18 protein-coding genes and 1 tRNA gene are annotated in these 22,060 nt (G+C 58.3%); 7 read left to right on the top strand and 12 right to left on the bottom strand.

Going from position 1 to position 22,060, the window contains the following annotated elements; all coding sequences use genetic code 11:
- Nucleotides 1-157: 157 nt before the first annotated feature.
- Together JSS95_01770 and JSS95_01765 are read right to left on the bottom strand one after the other, a co-directional pair.
- Nucleotides 158-1,357: a type II secretion system F family protein gene (locus tag JSS95_01770; protein MBS1798532.1), complete on the bottom strand. Its 1,200-nt coding sequence runs from the start codon at nt 1,355-1,357 to the stop codon at nt 158-160.
- Nucleotides 1,358-1,503: 146 nt separating this feature from the next.
- Nucleotides 1,504-1,890 carry an iron-sulfur cluster assembly accessory protein gene (locus JSS95_01765; protein MBS1798531.1) on the bottom strand — a complete coding sequence of 129 codons (387 nt, stop codon included), beginning with the start codon at nt 1,888-1,890 and terminating at the stop codon, nt 1,504-1,506.
- Between the two features lie 253 nt (nt 1,891-2,143).
- Here JSS95_01765 and JSS95_01760 point away from each other — a divergent pair, with 253 nt between their 5' ends.
- The gene (locus JSS95_01760; GenBank protein MBS1798530.1) at nt 2,144-2,320 is read left to right on the top strand and encodes a hypothetical protein; all 177 of its coding nucleotides are present in this window, start codon (nt 2,144-2,146) and stop codon (nt 2,318-2,320) included.
- A gap of 184 nt (nt 2,321-2,504) precedes the next feature.
- The gene (locus JSS95_01755; protein MBS1798529.1) at nt 2,505-2,777 is read left to right on the top strand and encodes a hypothetical protein; all 273 of its coding nucleotides are present in this window, start codon (nt 2,505-2,507) and stop codon (nt 2,775-2,777) included.
- Nucleotides 2,778-2,877: 100 nt separating this feature from the next.
- On the opposite strand, the gene gnd is transcribed toward JSS95_01755, so the two are convergent.
- Nucleotides 2,878-4,338, bottom strand: coding sequence for a decarboxylating NADP(+)-dependent phosphogluconate dehydrogenase (gnd, locus tag JSS95_01750; GenBank protein ID MBS1798528.1), 1,461 nt, complete (start codon nt 4,336-4,338; stop codon nt 2,878-2,880).
- A gap of 244 nt (nt 4,339-4,582) precedes the next feature.
- On the opposite strand from gnd, the gene JSS95_01745 reads away from it, so the two are divergent.
- The gene (locus JSS95_01745) at nt 4,583-5,971 is read left to right on the top strand and encodes a dipeptidase (GenBank protein MBS1798527.1); all 1,389 of its coding nucleotides are present in this window, start codon (nt 4,583-4,585) and stop codon (nt 5,969-5,971) included.
- Nucleotides 5,972-6,010: 39 nt separating this feature from the next.
- Here the strand turns inward: JSS95_01745 and JSS95_01740 are convergent, their stop codons facing one another.
- From JSS95_01740 to JSS95_01725, 4 genes are all read right to left on the bottom strand, one after another.
- On the bottom strand, nt 6,011-7,567 hold the full coding sequence (locus JSS95_01740) for an FAD-dependent oxidoreductase (GenBank protein MBS1798526.1): 1,557 nt from the start codon (nt 7,565-7,567) through the stop codon (nt 6,011-6,013).
- A 139-nt stretch (nt 7,568-7,706) separates the two neighbouring features.
- A complete protein-coding gene (locus JSS95_01735; GenBank protein ID MBS1798525.1) occupies nt 7,707-9,293 on the bottom strand; it encodes a ribulokinase in 1,587 nt (528 codons plus the stop codon).
- Between the two features lie 12 nt (nt 9,294-9,305).
- Nucleotides 9,306-9,989 carry an L-ribulose-5-phosphate 4-epimerase gene (locus JSS95_01730; GenBank protein ID MBS1798524.1) on the bottom strand — a complete coding sequence of 228 codons (684 nt, stop codon included), beginning with the start codon at nt 9,987-9,989 and terminating at the stop codon, nt 9,306-9,308.
- A 151-nt stretch (nt 9,990-10,140) separates the two neighbouring features.
- Nucleotides 10,141-10,503, bottom strand: coding sequence for a hypothetical protein (locus JSS95_01725; GenBank protein ID MBS1798523.1), 363 nt, complete (start codon nt 10,501-10,503; stop codon nt 10,141-10,143).
- 138 nt (nt 10,504-10,641) lie between these two features.
- Between JSS95_01725 and JSS95_01720 the strand changes: the two genes are divergently transcribed.
- Entirely contained in the window at nt 10,642-11,619 is a 978-nt protein-coding gene (locus JSS95_01720; protein MBS1798522.1) for an oxidoreductase, read from the top strand.
- A 19-nt stretch (nt 11,620-11,638) separates the two neighbouring features.
- Here the strand turns inward: JSS95_01720 and ggt are convergent, their stop codons facing one another.
- Both ggt and katG read right to left on the bottom strand, forming a co-directional pair.
- Nucleotides 11,639-13,402: a gamma-glutamyltransferase gene (ggt, locus tag JSS95_01715; protein ID MBS1798521.1), complete on the bottom strand. Its 1,764-nt coding sequence runs from the start codon at nt 13,400-13,402 to the stop codon at nt 11,639-11,641.
- Nucleotides 13,403-13,523: 121 nt separating this feature from the next.
- Nucleotides 13,524-15,722, bottom strand: a complete 2,199-nt coding sequence (gene katG, locus JSS95_01710) for a catalase/peroxidase HPI (protein MBS1798520.1) — start codon at nt 15,720-15,722, stop codon at nt 13,524-13,526.
- A 136-nt stretch (nt 15,723-15,858) separates the two neighbouring features.
- On the opposite strand from katG, the gene JSS95_01705 reads away from it, so the two are divergent.
- A complete protein-coding gene (locus tag JSS95_01705) occupies nt 15,859-16,740 on the top strand; it encodes a LysR family transcriptional regulator (protein MBS1798519.1) in 882 nt (293 codons plus the stop codon).
- Nucleotides 16,741-16,782: 42 nt separating this feature from the next.
- Here JSS95_01705 and JSS95_01700 read toward each other — a convergent pair.
- Nucleotides 16,783-16,857: transfer RNA gene (locus JSS95_01700), tRNA-Asn, on the bottom strand.
- A 215-nt stretch (nt 16,858-17,072) separates the two neighbouring features.
- Between JSS95_01700 and JSS95_01695 the strand changes: the two genes are divergently transcribed.
- On the top strand, nt 17,073-19,625 hold the full coding sequence (locus JSS95_01695; GenBank protein MBS1798518.1) for a glycoside hydrolase family 95 protein: 2,553 nt from the start codon (nt 17,073-17,075) through the stop codon (nt 19,623-19,625).
- Here the strand turns inward: JSS95_01695 and JSS95_01690 are convergent.
- Nucleotides 19,618-20,334, bottom strand: coding sequence for an alpha/beta hydrolase (locus JSS95_01690; GenBank protein MBS1798517.1), 717 nt, complete (start codon nt 20,332-20,334; stop codon nt 19,618-19,620). The genes JSS95_01695 and JSS95_01690 overlap by 8 nt on opposite strands.
- Nucleotides 20,335-20,814: 480 nt before the next feature.
- On the opposite strand from JSS95_01690, the gene JSS95_01685 reads away from it, so the two are divergent.
- Nucleotides 20,815-20,991, top strand: a complete 177-nt coding sequence (locus tag JSS95_01685) for a hypothetical protein (GenBank protein ID MBS1798516.1) — start codon at nt 20,815-20,817, stop codon at nt 20,989-20,991.
- Between the two features lie 13 nt (nt 20,992-21,004).
- Here JSS95_01685 and JSS95_01680 read toward each other — a convergent pair whose 3' ends face one another.
- On the bottom strand, nt 21,005-22,045 hold the full coding sequence (locus JSS95_01680) for a VWA domain-containing protein (GenBank protein MBS1798515.1): 1,041 nt from the start codon (nt 22,043-22,045) through the stop codon (nt 21,005-21,007).
- Nucleotides 22,046-22,060 lie beyond the last annotated feature (15 nt).

The following is a 22,060-nucleotide window of genomic DNA, read 5'->3' as shown; positions in this document are numbered from 1 at the left end:
AATAAAATGCCCGCCGAAGATGAACCTTGGCGGGCATTTCTATATTTGAAGGGTTCTTGGGGCGGACCTTCAGCCCTCAGTGCGTGATTTGCCAGTGACCCAGGCCTTCGGCCTGGGCTGATATAAAACGGGCGATTGCACCTCAAGGGAAACTGCTCTAGTTTGTTGTTCCACCGGCGCTTAGGCTGAAGATGGGCAGATAGAGGGCAATCAAAATTGTTACGACCACAACGCCCATGACGATGAGGATCAGCGGCTCGATCAGGCTCATTGCCGCAGTCAGGTTGGTCTGGACATCTTCTTCAAAGAACTCCGCCACGGAGTTCAACATCTGCGGGAGCGCTCCGGTCGATTCGCCGACCTCAATCATCTCGATTGCAAGTTCAGGGAATGCCTTTGTCTGTTCTAGGCTTCTTGCAAGGCCTTTGCCCTCGCGGACGGTCTCTACCGACTTGAAGACGGCATTCGCAACCTGGCGCGAGTCGATGGATTTGGCGGCCGTCTCCAACGAGGGGACCAGGGGAAGGCCGCCGGTCAGCAGAGTGGAGAGCGTGCGAGAGAAGAGTCCTACCTGGTACTTGAGCCAGACAGGGCCAAAGATTGGAAGACCGATGCGCACTCTGTCCACAGCGTTGGCCCCTGCATCGGTCTTTGTCCAGCGGTAGAAGAGGAAGCCGAGACCGCCGAGCACGGCTGCGAAGTAGATGCCGTAGCGCTGGGCGTTCTGGCCGAGACTGAGGAGAAAAGTCGTCAACGCAGGAAGCTGCGTTCCGAGCTGCTCATAGAGCTGCGCGAAACGTGGGACGACAAATGTGATGAGAAAAATAAACAGCCCTATAACGACGATGACCAGTAGAGCCGGGTAGATTAGGCTCGCCTTTAACTTCTTGCGGAAGGTGAGGGAGACACGCTGAAAGCTGAGGTAGCGATCGAGGACCTCCTCGAGGTTGCCTGAGCGCTCCCCTGCCAGAAGCGTGGTCGTGTAGACGACCGGGAACCCGCCCTGCGCCTCGAATGCCTGAGAGATCGACTCGCCGGTTTTTACGCGCGCGGCGACGTCTTCAAGCTGAGCGCGAAAGTGCGCCACCTTCTGCCGCCGTCCCAGCAACTCCAGCGAACCGAGAATGGGAAGGCCGGCGCGGATGAGCGTCAGAAACTGCTGGTTGAAGATGAGGAAGTTATCGAGTTTGACCTTTTTGCGTCCGGCGGAAGACAGTGCGCCCTTCGCCTTGACCGAGTAGACATAGTAGCCTGCCTGGGTGAAGCGCGCGCGCAGCTCCTCGGCGGTCGCAGCCGAATAGGTCTGCTCCTGAATGCGACCCCGCTCATCCGACAGCCGAACGACAAACTCATTCATACCGTGTGATTAAAAGCTCCTGTCAGCAGGATATTGCCTTGTCCCAATCTTAGACGTTGACGTAACAGATTCGCCGCTTGCACTTTTAGGGCAGCAAAAAGCCCCGGCATCGCCGGGGCCCCGCTTCGATCAAAGCGTTCAATCATTCAGACGCTGAAGCTGGATCCGCAACCGCAGGTTGACTTCACGGCTGCATTCTCAAACTTGAAGCCCGCCGCTTCGAGGGTTTCCACGTAGTCGACCGTGCAGTTTTGCAGATACATGGCCGAGGTGGCGTCGACGAAGACCTTCAGATCGTCGAACTTATAGACCTTGTCCATCATGCCAGCCTGGTTTTCGAACGACATGGAGTACTGGAAGCCGGAGCAGCCACCGCCTACAACGCCGATCCGCAGGCCGGCTGGAACCGGATCCTGCCCGCCCATGATCTCCTTCACCTTGGCGATTGCCGCAGGGGTAAGGGTGACCGGCTGCGTCGAAACAGGGGCACCGGTAACAACTTCAGCGGTAGGGGTAACGGTTGCAGTAGACATTGAATCTCCTTAATTCAGAACCTTCTTAAGTGTATGCCCCAGCTATTGGGAGGAGCAAGTCGAAAACCACCAGGTCTTTGCGGCATGGCTGAAGCCGTGCCCTTAACAAAACCGAGCCGATCCCGCTACCGAGCTGCCAGGCAACTGTTCCATAGCGGAATCTGCCTGATATCTTAAATAGATGCGCCACCCTGTAAGGGGATGCAGGTGCAACAAACGACCGCAAAAACATGGCGCAGGTCTGGAATGGAAGATGATGAAACCGCTGCTCTTTCTCGCAAATGCCTTTATCAATACCTTTGGCATCACGCAGCCCTCTGCGGAGGCGCGGGATCGCGCGGCGAAGTTTATCGCTACTTTGATGGGTCTGGTCATCCTGCTGGTGGCGGCGATTGCAGGTATCGCTATCTACCTGCTGGCCCGTCACTAGGAGGCGCCGAACTGTCACTTCCTGAGTTCGTTGGTTGTAAAAAGCTGGTTCATTGTTTCCCGGCAGGCGTATGATTCCGTCGGACGGCTACCCCCGCTGTCGATACGAGCATGCTGCCGGCCCGTACCCGCCAGTTCCGGGATCGCCCAATGTCGTTCGACCCTTAAGGGTGGAGGAAGCATCTATGAGTGCAATTCCAATCATGCTCATCATCTGGGGAGTAGTGGCAGCCTGTTTTCTCGCGCTACTCGCTTACCGCGGTCAACTTACACGTTATGAAGAAGACCAACTCTTTCTGAGCGATACCGAATCTCATGAACAACACGAACAGAACGAGATCGTTCGGAAGGTCAACCAGATTCAACCCATCGTTCGTGTGCTGGGTGTTGCAGCAGCCGCGATGACGGTTGCCATTGTGGGCATCTTTACCTACGACGCCTGGCAGCGTTTGCAGTAACTCGAAAGAATTTTAGAGATATCAGGAGCCCAGGCCTGATGAGCTGAACAGAAGGGCGAGCCGCCATGGCCCGCCCTTTGTCTGTTGGGACGTCTCTCGTTTACGCGTTATAGGTGGTTGACGACACTCTTCCACCACGGCCTGTCCAGTTGGTGTGGAAGAACTCGCCGCGCGGCTTGTCGACACGCTCGTAGGTATGCGCACCGAAGAAGTCGCGTTGAGCCTGCAACAGGTTTGCAGGAAGGCTCGCTGTCCGGTAGCCATCGTAGAAGGAGAGCGCGGTTGAGAAGGCCGGCATGGGGATGCCGATCTCGATGGCGTGGATGACGGCCTTGCGCCACGACCAGCCGTATTTGTTCAACGCGCCGGAGAAGAAGCCGTCGAGCAGCAGGTTCTCGAGTTTGGGGTTCTTGTCGAACGCCGCCTTGATATTGCCCAGGAAGACACTGCGGATGATGCAGCCGCCGCGCCACATCAGCGCGATGCCGCCCATGTTCAGGTCCCAGTTCTGCTCCTTCTCAACCGCGCGCAGCAGCATGTAACCCTGAGCGTAGCTGACCATCTTGGAGCAGTAGAGAGCGCGACGAACGTCTTCGATGAACTCCTTCTTCTCGGAGACGGTAAGGACCTTCTTCGGCCCTTCGAGGACTTTGGAAGCCGCAACTCGCTCGTCCTTGAGCGCCGACAGGCAGCGCGCAAAGACGCTCTCGCCGATCAGCGTAACCGGCTGACCAAGATCGAGCGCGGAGATTGCGGTCCATTTTCCGGTTCCCTTCTGTCCGGCGGTGTCGAGGATCTTGTCGATCAGAGGCTTGCCGTCGTCGTCCTTCTTGGCGAAGATCTCGGCGGTGATCTCGATGAGGTAGCTGTCCAGTTCGCCCTTGTTCCACTCGGCGAAGATCTCTGCAAGTTCGTCGGCGGAGAGGCCGAGCGCTTCCTTCAAGAGCTGATATGCCTCGCAGATGAGCTGGATGTCGCCGTACTCGATGCCGTTGTGCACCATCTTCACGTAGTGGCCGGCGCCATCCTGGCCGACCCAGTCGCAGCACGGAGTGCCGTCTTCGACCTTGGCCGAGATGGCCTGGAAGATCTCCTTTACGTGAGGCCAGGCAGCGGCGTTTCCTCCGGGCATGATCGATGGGCCGAAACGGGCCCCTTCTTCTCCGCCCGACACGCCGGTGCCGATGAACAGGATGCCTTTGTCGGCGAGCTCTTTGGTGCGACGGTTGGTGTCGGTGAAGAGCGAGTTTCCGCCATCGATGATGATGTCGCCCTTCTCGAGATAGGGCAGCACATGTTCAATCGTCTGGTCGACGACGTCACCGGCCTTGACCATCAGCATGACGCGGCGAGGGCGCTTCAAGAGCTTGCATAGTTCCTCTGCCGAGTGTGCGCCGACAACCTGAGTTCCCTTGGCCTCGTTGTTGACGAAGTCATCGACCTTCGAGGTCGTCCGATTGAAGACCGCAACCTTATAGCCATGGTCATTCATGTTAAGAACCAGGTTCTGGCCCATGACCGCCAAACCCACCAAACCGATATCGCAAGTTCCTTCAGACATCAAACTCCTCCGTGCGGGAGATCAACTCCGGCAACTGCTCCACAATGTGGTCTTAGTTGGAATATACCTGCATGATGTTGCATAGACGGCCCCGCGGAGGCTTCGCTTTCAAAGCTCGATGCCCCGTTTATGCGTTGTTCTTTTCGCGGAACCCGTTAGATTGCGACTTTAGCCAACAGGTTCTACCACTGTCAACTGAAGCGCTTACGAATCGGCACTGAAACGAGAACCTTATCGATTCACCATGGAATTGCACGAACGATTGTTCCAGAGAGAAATCTTTTGGCGAGCAGATATCTTTTCTTCCGCGCCCGCCTCAGACAGACGTTTTGCTTTTATTGTGGAAGGTACTCACTTCAACGGAAGAGGTTTCGCCTTGCCGATTAGCCGCCATGTGTACAGCTTTGCCGTTCTCTCGCTCGTTGCACTTCCCCTTGCCGCGCAGCAGCGCAAGGTCACGCAGGCAGAGGTCGATCGCATTACGCGCGACGCCATCCTGATCGACACGCATAACGACATTCCATCGCTCACGGTGGATGGCTACGACATTGCCACGCCAAACAAGGAGGGTGAGACTGACCTGCCGCGCATGAAGGGGTTTCTTGGGGCGGAGTTTTTTGCCGTGTACGTGAGCGCGGACTACGTCAACGGGAACCACTCCGCCAATCGCGCTCTGCAGATGATCGACACCGTGCGGACCGACGTCATCGCCAAGCACCCGAACGAGTTCGTCTTTGCGACAACAGCAGCGGACATTGTTCGCGCCCACAAGGAGCATAGGATCGCGGCACTGATGGGCATTGAGGGCGGCCATGCCATCGAGGATTCGCTGCGGCTGCTGCGGGACTACTATGCGCTCGGTGTGCGCTATATGACGCTGACGCACTTCAACACAAACAATTGGGCCGACTCCCAGGGCGATGCCGACAACCCCAAGGTGGCGCACCACAATGGGCTTACACCGTTTGGCAAAGATGTCGTGCGAGAGATGAACCGCCTCGGCATGATGGTCGATATCTCTCACACCGCGGACAAGACATTCTGGGATGCGCTTGAAACCTCGACGGCACCGCTGATTGCATCGCATTCGGGGTGCCGGGCCGTTGTGAACTACACGCGCAACATGACTGACGAGATGATTAAGGCACTGGCGGCGAAGGGGGGCGTCATGCAGATTAACTTCGGCTGCGAGTTTCTTTCGGAGCGCTACTACGACGAGTCGAAGTCGGTGCGGGCGTCGATGCGCGACCAGTATGCGGCTGCGCGCAAGATCGAGGACCCTGCCGCTAAAGCGGCTGCGATGGAGAAGCTACAGGCCGAGTTCAAAGAGAAGGTTCCTCCCGCAACGCTGGCGGATGTTGTGGCCCAGATCGATCACGGAGTCAAGGTTGGCGGCATCGACCATGTCGGCATCGGCACGGACTTCGATGGCGTGAGCTGCGTCCCGCCGGACCTTGATTCTTATAACAAGTTCCCTGCCCTGACGCGGGCTTTGCTTGAAAAGGGCTACTCCGCTCAGGACATCAAGAAGATCTATGGGGGCAATCTGCTGCGTGTGATGCGCGCAGTGGAACAACGGGCGCGGGAGTTGAAGGGGACTCCGGCGATTGAGTCGGACGTAGCGAAAAAGTAGGGAGACATCGCGCGGGCTGGAGGTAGCGGCAGCTTACTCTCAAGCACGAGCGGCTTTTACTTTGTCGCAGATCATCTGCACAGCCCGCTTGCCGCTCAGGGCTGCACCCTCCTGCCATCCAACGACGTGGCTGGTGTGGTCGCCGGCAAAGTAGATTGGGCCGTCGGGTTGCGTGATGGTGTCGTAGTCAGCCTGTGAGATCTGACCGATCCATGAGCCTTCGTTCCACTTGACGTGCTTCCAGCCGCAGAAAATGGGCTTCTCAAGCTCCTTCCCGTGGCCGGGATGCAGCTTTTCGATCGAGGCGCGCGAGGCATCGAGCTTCTCCTGCAGGGAGAGTTTGTCGAAGCCTCCTTCGCTCTCCATCATGTAACCCGCCACGACGATACCGCGGTCGGAGAATAGGTTTGCGCTGGGATACCAGACGGGGCTGGGCCCGCTGGCAAGGAAGGACAGGCCGCCGTAGATGTTGTAATCCATCTCCCAGAAGCGTCGCGACTCCCAGGGAATCTTGCAGGCAGCCTGATAGGTATCGCCGCCGCGATCGACGGCTCCACGGTGTTCAGGGTCGAGGTCTGCCTTGATCTTCTTGAGGATTGTCAGCGGCATCGCACATACGGCGTAGTCCGCATCGATGTACTTCGTCGTCCCTTTTCTGGAATATCCGACTCGAACTCTCTTGCCGGTTTTGGCGATCTCAGTGACAGGAGCGTCGTAGACGATGGCAGGATTAAGCAACCGGGCGAATGCAAAGGATATTTGCTGCATTCCATTGACCGGCTGAAACATGGTTGCCTGCCAGTCGATCGCCTCTTCGTAGAGTTCAGCGTCCCAGAAGTTGCCGTCGAGAAGGTCGTGGATTCCGAGGATGTTCTCGTCGACGATGAGCGTCCGAGGGCCGGCTCCGGGATAGCGAGTGATCTGGGAACGCTCGGAGCCCTTGTATTTGCTGCCGCTGTCCAACGGACCGTAGACCTTCAGGGCCTCGATCATGCGCTGTTTATCTTCGGCGGAGAGGTCCTGATCGAGCGCTCCACCGGCGATTGCCTTCGACAGCAGTTCGCTGACCTGACCGCGGGTATCGTTGACGACCTTGCGCTGCAGGATCGGCTTGCCGCCGTTGACCTTGTCGTTCTGCAGGAGCGACGAGCGCGTGGTGTTGACCTCAACTTCAAGGGGCACTTTGAGCTCGCGGCAATAACCCAGCATCGTGTCGTGAATTGACGGAAGCCTGGCCGGCCCCATGTTCTGATAAAGGCCATCGCTCCATGTGACGTGTTGCGTGGTACCGTCGATGAACTCGACGACATCGCCGTTGCGCGCGCTCCATGCGCGCCCGCCGGGTCTGTGGCGCGCTTCGAGCAGGGTGACTTCGTAGCCAAGCTTCTTCGCCTCGTAAGCGGTGACCAGCCCAGCAACTCCGCCTCCCAGGACCACAAGCTTTATCCCTTTGCCAATTCCAGACGCAGCAGCGATTGCGGCGACAGGCTCGGCCTTCATCGGCATCAGCCCGAGCGACTGCATGGTTGTGAAGACAGCGCTGTATCCGCCCGCCTGCCCGACACGCGTTAGAAATTGGCGCCTGCTGATTCCCATGAACGAGACCTCGTGCTTAAAGGAGTAGGGGCCCGGCCGTCATGCCCACTCTACCGCAGAAACTCTGGCTGGAAAGAATATCTCTTCGCCAGGCAATGCCGTGGCACCGCTGAAGCCATGCCCTTAAGCAAACAGAACTTCAGTATGCCTTGCGGGCAAGCGTAGCGATGCGCCTCAGTTCCGGCAAAATCTCTCCGAGTGGAACGGCGGCGGCGTCTCTTGTTCCGAATGCGAAGTAAATCTTGCGATAGAGCTGGTAGAGCTGCTCGTAGATCGCAACTGCGCCTGAGTCAGGCAGATAGGTCTTGAAGGGCAGGCAGAGTTTCTGCTGTGCCGCGGCGATGGATGGGAAGACGCCAGCCACGGCCAACGCTACGATGCCGGAACCCAGGCTCGTGGGGGTTCCGTCTGGCACCAGCACAGGCTTGTTCAGGACGTTCGCGTAGATCTGGTTCAGCACCGTGTTGTTCTGTGGGATGCCTCCGCCGTTGATGACGCGCTCGACGGGGACACCATGCCCGGCCATCCGTTCAAGAATGATGCGCGTGTGAAATGCCGTGCCTTCGATGGCCGCGTACAGTTCGTCCTGGGCTGTGTGAACGAGGTTCCAGCCAAGCGTCATGCCGCCCAGTTCGGGATTCACGAGGACGGTGCGGTCTCCGTTGTCCCAACTGAAACGCAGGAGGCCGGTCTGGCCTGGCCTGTATTCCTCTAACCCTTTGGCCAGGTCTTTCACTTTCATTCCGGCGCGGCGCGCGATGGCGTCGAAGATATCGCCTACCGCTGAAAGGCCCGCTTCGATTCCCGTAAGCGTGGGGTCGACGCTGCCGGGAACGATGCCGCAGACACCCGGCACCAGCTCGGTCTTCTCTGCCGTGGCAATGATGCAGGTCGATGTGCCGACGACGTTCACGACGTCGCCCGGCCTGCACCCCGCGCCAAGCGCGTCCCAATGCGCGTCGAATGCGCCGACTGGGATGGGAATTCCAGCAGGCAGGCCCATCTTCTGCGCCCATTCCGGGGAGAGATTGCCGTAGATGCGATCTGACGCCAGATACTCACCGCCGATCTTTTCGCGGACGCCGCGCAACAACGGATCGACTGACGTGAGAAACTCCTGTGACGGCAGGCCTCCCCACCTGGGATTCCACATCCACTTGTGCCCCATGGCACAGACGGAGCGCTTGATCCCCGACGGATCTTTGACACCGGTAAGGGTAGCTGCGACCATGTCGCAGTGTTCAAGGGCGGTAGCGAACCGGGCGCGCTTTTCTTCGCTTGCATGGCGCAGCCAATGCAGCAGCTTCGCCCATCCCCACTCGTGCGAGTAGACGCCGCCGCACCATTCGATGGCCTCGAGCTTTGTCTCGTGCGCCTTGCGAGTGATCTCCTGCGCTTCGTGCAGTGCGCGATGGTCGCACCAGAGATAGTAGTCGTCGAGCGGTTGCAGGTCCTTGTCCACAACCACGACGCTCGAACCTGTGGTGTCGATCGCCAGCGAGATGACTTCTTCGCCCCGGATACCCGCCTGTGCGAGGACATCGCGCGTCGCCTTGACCAGCGCCTGCATCTGGTCTTCGTGCGACTGCGTTGCAAAGTCGGGATCGTCGCGCCGGCGGTGCAGCGGATACTCCGCCGACGCCGTAGCCAGCCTGCCTTTCTCCGAATCGAGCAAGGTTACACGCACGCTTAGCGTTCCGAAATCAGCTCCGGCTACAACAGCCATTCATCTTCTCCCTTACTTTTGCCCGTATGTAGCATTCGGGCCATGTTTGCGGTAGTAGTGCCGGTCAAGCAGCGCCCTGGAGACGCCGCAATCCGGATTGAGCATCACTGTCATAAAAGCCATCTTCGCTACAGTCTCAAGCACCACGGCAGTGTGCGCGGCATCATGAGGAGTTTTTCCCCAGGCGAACGGCGCATGACCGGCAACGAGAACTCCGGGGATGGCAAGGGGATCGATCCCGGCAAATCGCTCGACGATGGCGATGCCGGTGTTCAGAACGTAGTCACCGTTGATCTCCTCATCGGTAAGCTCCCGCGTGCAAGGCACTGCGCCATGAAAATAATCGGCGTGCGTTGTACCCAGCGCTGGAATGTCGCGGCATGCCTGCGCCCACGCTGTCGCATTCTCGGAATGCGTATGCACGACGGCGCCTATAGTTTCGAATGCCTTGTAGAGTACGAGGTGGGTCTTCAGGTCGCTGGACGGACGCAGATCGCCTTCGACGATCTTCCCTTCGAGATCGGTTACCACCATGTGTTCGGGCCTAAGTTTGTCGTAGCCGATGCCGCTGGGCTTGATGACAACCAACCCCAGCTCACGATCGATACCGCTGGCATTGCCAAAGGTGTACAGGACGAGTCCGCGCCGTACCAGCTCAAGATTGGCTTCAAGAGTCTGCTCTTTGAGTGTCTGCAACATATTCGGCTTTGGTTTTCCACCCCGGGCAAGCAGATGAAGTATACGTTTCTCTTCTACCGTCCCACAAGGCAGGATGAACGTAGCGGCGAGCTTCAACGGCGGTGCACGTATCTGGCGCTGAACTTTCCCGGCAAGACAAAGCACGAAATCAGTGGCGGAGTGCCGCCTGTATTCCTGCCTCGGCGAGAGGCGCCATGATGCGATAACCTTCAGCCGTGGGGTGAACTCCATCCCAGGAGAGCCTGTCTTTCATGCCGCCGTCTTTATTGGCCAGCGCTGAATAGTAGTCGACGTACACTATATTTTGCGCTTGCGCATAGCTCTGAAGCCATCGGTTCAGTTCACGGGTTGGCTCGACGGGATGAGCGTCCGGTCTCCAGCGATAGCCCGCGGCAGGAAGGACGCTGCACAGAACGACGCGGATTCCATTTGCGCGCGCAAGCTCCGCCGCCGGTGACCGTCTGGACAGAGGATGGGCCGAGGTTTCCGGCGAAATCGTTCGTCCCGGCAAGAATGAGGACCACAGCCGGGTGAAGATCGATGACATCCTGCCGGAGATGTTCCGGTTTGCGCTTCTGAATGAAAACGGTTCAACTATCTATCAACGATTGACGACCGATACGCTTTTCCTCTACGAAAGGAATACGGCATGAAGCGATACGACCACAATTCATTGCGGCGATGGACACTGCTTTGCCTGATGTTGGCCGCGCCGCTCGGCTACGCGGCTGACCTGCGTCTCGGCATCATCGGCACCGACTCTTCACACTCAGTCGAGTTCGCGCGACTTCTCAATGATGCCACCTCGAAGGACCATGTAGCGGGAGCAACCATTGTTGTCGCATTCCGCGGCGGCAATCCGTCCTTGCCACTCAGCCGCGATCGCATCGAAAAGTTCACATCGCAACTGAAGAACCAGTGGAAGATTCCCTTCGTGGCGTCCATCGGCGAACTCTGCCCGCAAGTCGATGGACTTCTCATTCTCAGCGTCGATCCTGCCGCGCGCCTTCACGAGTTCAAAGAGGCCGCAACCTGCCGCAAACCAATCTTCATCGACAAACCCCTTGCAGGCGCGCTCAAAGAAGCAATGGAGATCGATCAATACGCCACGCTGAACCATATTCCATGGTTCAGCGCATCTGCACTTCGCTTCCCCGCAAGTCCGCTTCCGGAAGATATTGTCTCCGCCAATATCTGGGGCCCGGGTGCACTCGGTAAATTGGACGAAGGATACGACCTGGATCTTGCGTGGTACGGCATCCATTCGATCGAGCTGCTTTATGCAGCGATGGGGTCGGGCATCGCTCGGGTTGCTCGCATTCACACACCTGATAGCGACACGATCACCGCAGTCTGGCGCGACGGGCGGTACGGAACGGTGCACCTGGTACGGCCTACCGCGCCATTCAGCACAGTCTTTCAGCTTGCTTCAGGCAAACTTTCGGATGTGGAGGCATTCCCAGTCAACTATCGGCCACAGCTCCAGGCCATCGTCGACTTCGTTCGCACGGGAACACCGCCGGTCTCCGCTGCGGCAACGCTCGAAGAGTTCGCAGTCATGCAGGCGGCCCAACTCAGCATGGAACACAACGGCGCCTTGACTGAGGTTCAACCGGTCGCGAGATGAAGCCGGCTAACTCAAGGCTTCAGTACGGCGGCATCTCAGGGACCGCCTGACCATCTGCTCTCGGATCCGAAGCTCCGAAGTTCACCCCCAGCGCATCGTCGTGCATCGTCGCGTTCCCGCGCCCCATCACCTGCGAGTAGCGCGGAACAACATCGATCTGGTGCCCCTGGGCCGCAAGCTGCTCGAACACTTCCTTCGGGTAACCGTCTTCGATGCTCACGCCGCAGCCGGAGTTCCCTTTATTGAAGCGTGCCGCATCCATGGCAGCCTGGATATTCATATCGAAGTCCACTACGTTGGCAACAAATTGCGCGTGGGCCTGTGCCTGATTGAAACCCGACATGATGCCGAACGCAATCGTCGCACCGTCCTTCTGCATCATGGCGGGAATGATCGTATGCAGAGGACGCTTGTGCCCAGCCAGCGAGTTTGGCTGTCCTGGCTGCATGTAGAAGCCGCTGCCGCGATTCTGCAGAACGAAGCCTGTATGCTGCGGCACCAGCCCCGAGCCAAAGTTGCCGGCGTTCGATTGAATCAGCGAGACCACCATGCCATCGCGGTCAACCGTGGCCAGATAAGTCGTGTCACTCTGTAGCTTATCTAGCTGTTCCTTGCGGTCCGATGGCAGAACATTGCAGTTGGCTTTGTCTGTGATACCTTGCGCGCGCTGTTTTGCAAGCTCCTTCGATATCAGCTTTTTCGTAGGAATGTCCTCGACGCGTGGGTCGCCGACGTAGTGCAGCATGTCGGAGTACGCGAGCGCTTTTGCCTCGAGTTCGATATGCAATGTCCTGGCCGAATCGTGACCCCACTGGCGCAGTGGATAGAGTTCCATCACATTGAGCATCGATAGAGCAGCAATGCCCTGCGTGTTTGGCGGCGTCTCATAGACTCTCCAGCCGTGATAGGTCGTTGAAACCGGCTCTACCCACTCAGGCTTGTAGTCGGCGAGGTCGGCCTTGGTCATAAAGCCATTGTTCTCGTCGGAAATTTTGACAATCGCATCGGCAATCGGCCCGCGATAGAAGGCGTCGGCGCCCTTCTCTCCGATCAGGTGAAGGCTGTTGGCAATGTCAGTGTTCCTGAATATCTGTCCAACCGTTGGATAGCTGCCGTTTGGCAGAAAGACGGAAGCGAAGGCCGCCCGATCCTTGTACGGCAACCCATACTGCTTCCAGTTGGCGGAGTCTGTCTCTGTAACCGGAAATCCCTCGCGGGCGAGTGCGATCGCTGGAGCCAGGTCGACGGACAGCGGCAGCTTTCCAAATCTTTTATGCAGCGCCTCCCACCCCGCCACTGCACCGGGCACTGTAACCGAATAGATGCTGCGGCTGCTCATCTTCGTCACACCCTTTGCCTTCATCGCCTCGATCGTCTCCGCCTTCGGCGACCATCCGCTGGCGTTCAGTGCATAAAGCTTCTTTGTCTTTGGATCCCAAACAATGGCAAACAGGTCGCCGCCGATCCCGTTCATCATCGGCTCAATCACTCCGACAGCCGCATTGGATGCAATGGCAGCGTCGACCGCATTCCCTCCTTTAGCAAGAATGGAGGCGCCAACCTGAGAAGCCAGCGTCTGGAGCGTAGCGGCAATCCCATACTTGTTGATCGTCATTGAAAAGGCGTTGTCGCGAGAAGGCTCTCGCGGATGTGAACGAACGTCCCGCACAAAGCCACCCGATGCGTTGCTTCCTGAATCAGGCACAGCGCTAAACTGCGCATTCGCAATCGAACAAACACTCAAACCAGCAACCAGACAGAGCGGTATGTTGCGGAATAGCATCGACCCATTCTCCCAATGACCCAGAATCCTAAAGTAAAAGCGCTTTCCAGCTTACGAGCATAAGACGGCGCTCACCCGATCAAGTCAAACCAGATCGAGGTGAGCGCCGAATGCCATAAGACTATTTGTGCGATGCCGCGAGATCAAACCGATCAAGGTTCATCACCTTGTTCCAGACCCCGACGAAATCATTCACAAACTTTTTATGCGCATCCGTGCTTCCGTAGACCTCCGACAGGGCTCGAAGCTGAGCGTTCGAGCCGAAGATCAAGTCGGCGCGCGTTGCCGTCCACTTCACCTCTCCCGTCGTGCGGTCCCTTCCCTCGAACGTCTCTTTGCCGTTCGAGACCGCCTTCCACGCCGTTCTCATATCGAGCAGGTTGACGAAGAAGTCGTTTGTCAGTGCCTCCGGCCTCTTGGTAAAGACGCCGTATTTGCTCTGCCCGACGTTGGTATTCAGCACGCGTAAGCCGCCAACCAGGACAGCCAATTCAGGCGCAGTCAGGGTCAATAACTGTGCCTTGTCCAGCAGAGAGAGCTCAGCATGACCACCATCACTTCCATTACTGTATGAGCGGAAGCCGTCCTCAACGGGTTCAAGCACAGAGAACGACTCGACATCCGTCTGCTCCTGCGAAGCATCCATGCGGCCGGGGGTGAAAGGAACCGTCACATTGATGCCCGCATTCTTCGCTGCCTGCTCCACACCGGCGCAACCGGCAAGAACAATCAGATCGGCAAGCGATATCTTCTTGCCTCCACTCTGCGAGTTGTTGAAGGACTTCTGAATCTCTTCGAGAGTCTTCAGTACCTTCGCCAGTTGCTCCGGCTGGTTGGCCTTCCAGTCCTTCTGCGGAGCAAGCCGGATGCGCGCGCCGTTTGCGCCTCCGCGCTTGTCCGAACCACGGAAGGTAGACGCCGAGGCCCACGCCGTAGAGACAAGTTGCGAAACCGTCAGTCCCGCTGCAAGCACCTTGCTCTTGAGCGCGGCGATATCCTGATCGTTTACCAGGGCATGATCCACTGCCGGAATGGGGTCTTGCCAGATCAGTTCTTCCCTGGGAACCTCCGGGCCAAGATAACGTGAGCGCGGTCCCATATCGCGGTGGACCAGCTTGAACCACGCGCGGGCGAAGGCGTCGGCAAACTCCTCCGGATGCTCATAGAAGCGACGAGATATCTTCTCGTAGATTGGATCCAATCGCAGCGAGAGGTCAGTGGTCAGCATCGCCGGCGCATGACGCTTCGACGCATCGTGAGCGTCCGGCACCGTGCCTGCACCCGCGTCGCCCTTCGGCTTCCACTGGTGTGCGCCGCCGGGGCTTTTCGTCAGTTCCCACTCATACTTGAAGAGATTATCGAAGAACTCATTACTCCACTGCGTCGGCTTGCCGCTCCATGTAACTTCAAGACCGCTGCCGATCGCATCGCCGGCTATGCCGGATTTATATGCGTTCGACCAACCGAGCCCCTGCTCTTCGATCGGAGCGCCTTCGGGCTCCCGGCCAACATGCTGAGGGGCCGGGGCCGCGCCGTGTGTCTTGCCGAAGGTATGGCCGCCTGCAATCAGCGCCACCGTCTCTTCATCGTTCATCGCCATGCGCCTGAAGGTCTCACGAATGTCCTTCGCGGCTTTGATGGGATCGGGAATGCCGTCCGGGCCTTCAGGATTGACGTAGATCAAGCCCATATGCGTGGCGCCGTAAGGACTGACAAGATCGCGGTCGCCAGAGAAACGCTTGTCCGTCCCCAGCCATGTGGTCTCCAGCCCCCAGTTGACATCCATGTCCGGCTCCCAGACATCGGCGCGCCCACCGGCAAAGCCAAAGGTCTTGAAGCCCATCGACTCCAGTGCAACGTTGCCTGCAAGAATCAGCAGGTCTGCCCACGAGATCTTCTTGCCATACTTCTGCTTGATCGGCCACAGCAGCCGGCGAGCGCGATCGAGGTTCACATTGTCGGGCCAGCTATTGAGAGGCGCAAAACGCTGCTGCCCCCTGCCAGCGCCGCCGCGACCGTCAGAGATACGATAAGTGCCTGCGCTGTGCCACGACATGCGGATAAACAGCGGGCCATAGTGCCCAAAGTCCGCGGGCCACCAGTCCTGCGAGTCGGTCATCAGCGCTACCAGGTCCTTCTTCAGGGCCGCGTAGTCAAGGCTCTTAAACTCCTCTGCGTAGTTGAATTCCTCGCCCATGGGATCGGACAAAGACGAGTGCTGATGCAGCAGATTCAGGTTGAGCTGGTTCGGCCACCACTCACTATTCGTTGTACCTGCGCCGCTGCCTTGATGGAAGGGGCACTTCGCTTCGCTTGACATCACATTTTCTCCTTCTCGTTGCTCAGTTCGCTACTGGATACACGTAAACCCAGCATCAATCGAACGAACCGACTGTAGCACTTCGCGGCACTATAGTTCCAATACATAATTCCCATTTTCGGTATAGTTTTGTCCTATGGAAATTCATCAGCTCCGCTATGTCTGCGCGATCGCAGAAACGGGCAGCTTCAGCCGCGCCGCAGAAAGATGCAAGGTCGCCCAACCTTCTCTCTCGCAACAGGTCCTCAAGCTGGAAGAGAACCTCGGAGCAAGACTATTCGACCGCCTCGGCCGGAGTGTCCGCCTTACTGAGCCCGGCCGCGCCTTTCTTCCTCATGCGCGCTCAATCCTCAAGCAGATAGACGCGGCACGCTCAAGCGTAGCCGACAAGAACACCGACCTTCACGGCAGCGTTGCCGTTGGCGTTATTCCCACCATCGCGCCTTACATGATGCCGCGCTATACGACGGCTTTTACAAAAAGGTATCCCGATGCAAAACTTCGCATCGTTGAAGATACAACGCCGGTCTTGATTGATAGCCTGCGCGACCTGTCCATTGACCTCGCGATCCTCGCGCTTCCGCTGCGACACAAAGACCTGGAGTTGTTCCCGCTCCGCACGGAACCGCTCTTTGCTGTGCTGCCAAAGAACCACCCGCGCTCTTCCGCCGAGTCGCTTGCCCTCAAGGAACTTCGCGGCGAGTCCTTTGTTGTGCTGCGCGATGGCCACTGTTTCCGCGACCACAGTATCGCCGCTTGCACTCATGCTCGCATTACGCCCAACATCGCCTTTGAAAGTGGACAGTTCAGCAGCCTCCTGGGAATGGTTGCCGCGGGTGTCGGCATCTCGCTCGTCCCCGAGATGGCCATCGACCGCAACGCCGCTTGCCGTTATGTGCGCCTCACGGATACCAGCGCCACACGCACCATCGTCGCCGCGGTTCTGCGAGGTCGCAGCTTCAACCGAGTCCAGCAGGCCTTTCTGGCAGGAGTTCAAAGGCGCACACAGAGGCCCTAGCCGCCAAACCGGATCAAGAGAAGCCTGGCACTTAAAGAGAAATGGCTCCTGAGGTAGGACTCGAACCTACAACCCTTCGGTTAACAGCCGAATGCTCTGCCATTGAGCTACTCAGGAATGCCTTGTTGGAGCACGTGAAGAACGCGCTGCACTGCATTCAGTTATAGCAAATGCGGGCTGTACGGTCAAAGCCCTGCCTCCCGCCTGCCGCTACTCTCCATTCGGCCTAAAATGATCCGGATGCCAGATCGTTGGAACATTCGCGAAGAAACAAATTAGCTCACATAGATAACGTCATTTAACCTTGACGAATCAAAACGGAACACAAGTCGATGTCAAACTCCCCTTCCCGCCGCCGGTTTCTGGCGACGTCTGCCGCCGCGGCTGCCGTCTCGCAGCAGCGTGCACTTGGTTGGGCGATGCAGACTGCGCACGACAGCGCAGACTCCGACGAGCCTACTCCCTATAAGCTCTTCTTCGGCCAGCCCGCGTCCGCATGGCCCGATTCTCTTCCCGTCGGCAATGGCCGGCTCGGAGCATGTGTCTACGGTCAGCCCGGCAAAGAACATATCCAGCTCAACGAAGAGTCCATCTGGGATGGCGAAGTTCGTGATCGCAACAACCCTCTTGCCAACGAAACCGTGCAGAAGATGCGGCAGCTACTTTTTGCCGGCCACGTCTCCGAGGCTGAGGCCCTGGTCCTCAATGACTTCCTCGCTATTCCCAGAAGGATGCCTTGTTATCAGACCCTCGGCGACCTCCATCTCGATTTTGGCGACATGCAGGGAGCCACCAACTACCGGCTCGAGTTGAACCTCGATACCGCCATCGTCAGCACCACCTTCACGCATCAGGGCGTCAACTATCGACGAGAGGTCTTTAGCTCGCAGCCGGACCAGGCTATCGTTATCCGCCTAACGGCAAGCCATCCAGGAAAGATCAGCTTCAAAGCTGTGCTGGATCGCCCGGCGAACTTCAAAACCGAAGCCATTGCACAGAACCGTCTGACGCTCTTCGGCGAAGCGCTCCCGGTCAACGACAATCCCGGTCTCCCGGTTAAAGAACGCCAGGTCGGCGTAAAGTACTACGCCGAGCTCCTCGCTATTTCGACCGACGGAACCACCTCGACACGCGAAAGCGCCCTGACAGTGGCAAACGCTACGGCGGTCACGTTGTTCATCGATTGCGCAACCAATCTGCGCTACTCCGCAGGCGCAGCCGCCATGCAGCAGGCAGTCGATAACAATCTGCTGCGTGCAGCAGCCAGACCTTATGCCGACCTGCGTACACGGCACATCGTCGATCATCGCCGGCTCTTCCGCCGCGCCGCAATCACTCTTGGAAACACGCCGGGCAGTGCAGATCCAAATGCAGACGTGGCAACCGACAAAAGGCTCGCAAAAATTAAGGCTGGCGGAGAAGACCTGGGCCTACTCAACATCTACTTCCAGTACGGGCGCTATCTCCTGATCGGAAGCTCGCGAGCAGGAACATTCGCAGCCAACCTGCAGGGAATCTGGAATGAGTCCATCGATCCACCGTGGGGATCCAAATACACCATCAACATCAACATCCAGATGATCTATTGGCTGGCGGAACGGGCGAACCTGTCGGAGCTGCACCTCCCGCTCTTCGATCTGATCGATCGGACTCGCGGACCAGGCCGTGTGACTGCGGAGCGTTACTACAATGCACGTGGAATGGTCGTACATCACAACACCGATGTGTGGGGCGACGCCGTTCCCGTTGACGGCCTCGGCGGCGGAGTGTGGCCGATGGGTGCTGCGTGGCTGGCTCTGCACATGTGGGACCACTACGACTACACCGGCGACGTCTCTTTCCTGCGCGATCGAGGCTACCCCCGGTTGCGCGAGAACGCGCTCTTCCTTCTCGACTACCTCATTACCGATCCCGCAACGCAGCACTTCGTCACGGGTCCTTCCTGCTCGCCAGAGAACAAATACAAGCTGCCCGATGGCACTGCGCACAACATCTGCATGGCTCCTACGATGGACATCGAGATCGTGCGCGCCGTTCTGACCCGCCTGTTGCAATCCGCATCTGTCCTCGCGTCCACGCCGGAGTGGGACGCCACCGCCGACGCCGAGTTGCACAACCGCGCGAGGCTGGCACTGATCAAACTACCGCCGTTCCAGATCGGCAAAGCGGGAAATCTTCAGGAGTGGCAGGCGGACTACGCCGATGCTGAGCCCGGGCACCGGCATATCTCACATCTGTTCGCGCTCTTTCCCGAAGACCAGATCACGCCGCATCGAACGCCAGAGCTGGCAAAGGCCGCGCGCGTCACGCTCGACCGCAGGCTGGCCGCAGGCGGAGGAAGCACTGGCTGGTCCAGAGCATGGGTCATCTGTTGCCTGGCCCGTCTTGAAGACGGCGACGCCGCTTACACAAGCCTGCTGAAGCTGCTCGGCGAATCGACCCGCGGCAATCTCTTCGATCTCTGCGGCACCAAGGACAACTCGCCGTTTCAGATGGATGGCAACCTCGGCGGCCCCACAGGCATGGTCGAAATGCTGCTGCAATCGCACGCTGGCGGCACCGGCGACCCCAGGCAGCGCGGCGTTGAGGCCATCACCAACGTGATTCGGCTGTTGCCGGCGCTCCCCAAAGCGTGGCCCACGGGCTCTTATCGCGGACTGCGCGCCCGCGGTGGACTGGAGATCGACCTCGAATGGCAGAACGGGAAGGCCACTGTCGCCACGCTCCACGCAAAACTTGAGCTGACCCACCGCATCCTGGCTCCCAGCGGTCAACGTTTTGCTTCGATCTCGCCAACACCGGCCCAGACGATTCCAAGCGAGAACTTAGGCGAACTAATCCTGCCCGTGCAGGCGGGCGATACCTTCACCATTCGATTTACCTGATAAACGCCAATAGATCACGGGTAAATCGCTCAGGTTCCTCCCAGTGCAAAGCGTGCCCCGTTCCGGTATAGACCTTTAGCGTCGCGTGCGGGATCGTATCCAGCAATACTTGCTGGTCGTCGCGATGAAAGATCGAATCCTGGTCTCCCCAGAACAATAGCGTCGGGACCTTGATCTTCTTCAGGTCGTCCAGCGATCCGGCGGCGTTGAGGTTTGAGCCGATGCCATGCCAGGTTGCTGCCGGAACGCGCTGCGACTCCGCCACCATCGTCTCGAAGAACCATGCAGGCACCGGGCGATGGATCGTGCTCGCCTGAAAGTCCCTTGCAAACGTGTAGGGGATCGGGTCCTTGAGCTTTGCAAATGGGCTTGTTACAGCCTGCCGCGACGATCCAGCCTTGCGCGTCCCCGGCCCCGAACCAATCAACACAAGGCGATCCAGATGACCTGGGTCCTGCTCGGCCACCTTTTGCGCTACCAGGCTGCCAAGCGAGTGGCCCACAAGAGTGACGTGCTCCAGTTTGAGCTGGTCCATAAAGTCGAGGATGTCCTCCGCAAAATCGGCGCGGGAGTAACCGGCATCGGGATGATCGGAGAGCCCATGACCGCGAAGAGTCACCGCATACACGCGATAGTTCGCCGGGAGCAGAGGCAGCACCCGCTCATAGGAATGCCACGAATCCCCCGCCCCATGCAAAAGAACAACCACCGATCCTTTAGGAGCACCCTGGACCACGTAGTTCAGGGTTATGCCGTTCTTTAGCGTGATGTCCTGCGATACGATGCGATCGTCTTTTGCAACTGATTGGGCTTGAAGGGAGAGATCGGTCCCTGGAACAACAAAGAGCAGAGCAAAAAGACTGACTATCCGAAGAAATGTGAAGCGCCCCATAGGAATCCCTTTCTTTTGCATCGTCGATTCGATGTGTCCCCAAAGGTGGCGGTGCAGAAACCGGTGCCAGGCGCCACGGCCAGACCGGCTTTACGCGGCGTACACTGGCCGCCTTGAAGGGGTAGTATTTGTGCGAATTTGACGAAGCTACTCTATCGACATCGACAAGGCCGCGATGCCATCTTGCGATATGGCCGACGGGCGGGTATATATGTCCGGGCAGAGTTTTCCATTTCTCAGTGTCACTTTACACGATTCCGCCTTTGGCGTTCCGTGGAAGAAGAGGATGGCTCAATCGTGCATAGACAAACCGCAAGAGCGCTGCTGACGATTCTGATGTACGGCGGAGTTGTGGTCTTTCTGCTCCCCTACTTCGTAGGCAGGGCGTCCATCGCGACGACGCTGATGCTCGTCGGTGCCATCATCGCTGTCGTCTGCGGAATGCTGCGCTGCTACTTCACCGAAGGAGACTGAGCGGCCATCTTCCTTACTGTGCCGGTGCCTCTGCTGAAGCCGTCGCCGATGCCATCTGTGGCTGCTTCAGCACACGATAGCCGTCGCGAGTGCGTATGCGATACTTCTGCGCCGCCTCGCCGACCAGCTTCACCGAGATGCTCCGCCATCCGTGGTTCGGGTTCGGCTGCGGGTAGTAGCTCAACGAGTAGAGGTGCGCCAGGTCGTCGCGGATCGACGCAAACGCATCTTTCTCGTCCTTCCAGCTCTTCGAGAAGTAGGCCTTTCCCCCGGTCGCCTTGCTCATACGCTCAAAGACCGCGGTCGAGATCGGCTCCGCCTGCGCATCGCGCGTGCTGATCATGTAAATGATCGTCCCGGTGGACTGCGCAAGCTCGGCAACGTCTTCCGGTGGAACCAGGCTGGCGTTGTCCGGCCCGTTGGAAAAGACGACAATCGCCTTCCTGCCCGTAAGCCGGGCAGCATCTTTCACGGTCAGCAGCAGGCTGTTGTAGAGAGCCGCATCATCACCCGCAACGGTGCTTCGGACGCCTCGCAATACAGTCGGACGCTCTGACGTCAGCGGCACGGCGCGCGAAAGATCGCGGCTGTACGAGTAAAAGGCCACTCGCCCGACGCCCTCCAGCGAACGGATGAAGTCGGTGATCGAGTCCTGCGCGAAGACGAAACCCCTGTACATATAGTTGCTTGTATCGAAGAGGATGAAGACATTTGCACCCGTCGCGGACTGCACGCCCGGCTTCGCTATCCCATCCTGTCCTGCGCTCACTGACTCCGGAACAACCGCCTGAGAGACCATCTTTCCGTCGGAACCGCTCAGTACCAGGCGCTTCGTCGGCTCGTTGCCCTCTTCAAACGTCGATATCTTTTCCGGGATCTTGTCCTCGGTAATGACGAAATCCTCAGGCTTGAGGCCGGTCACGTAGTTGCCCTTGCGGTCGGTTACGGCAACGTTCAGTTGAACCAGCACAACATCGACCCTGATCCGCGAGTCGTCCTGTGCCGATGTGCGGCGTGTATCGCTCAGCAACACTAGCGATGACAGCAAAAGAATAGAGAAAAGGGGTTT

This window comes from Acidobacteriota bacterium (genome assembly GCA_018268895.1).
Taxonomy (GTDB): Bacteria; Acidobacteriota; Terriglobia; order Terriglobales; family Acidobacteriaceae; genus Edaphobacter.
Note: the sequence above shows the minus strand (reverse complement) of the source record. Positions and strands in the feature narration are given on the sequence as shown.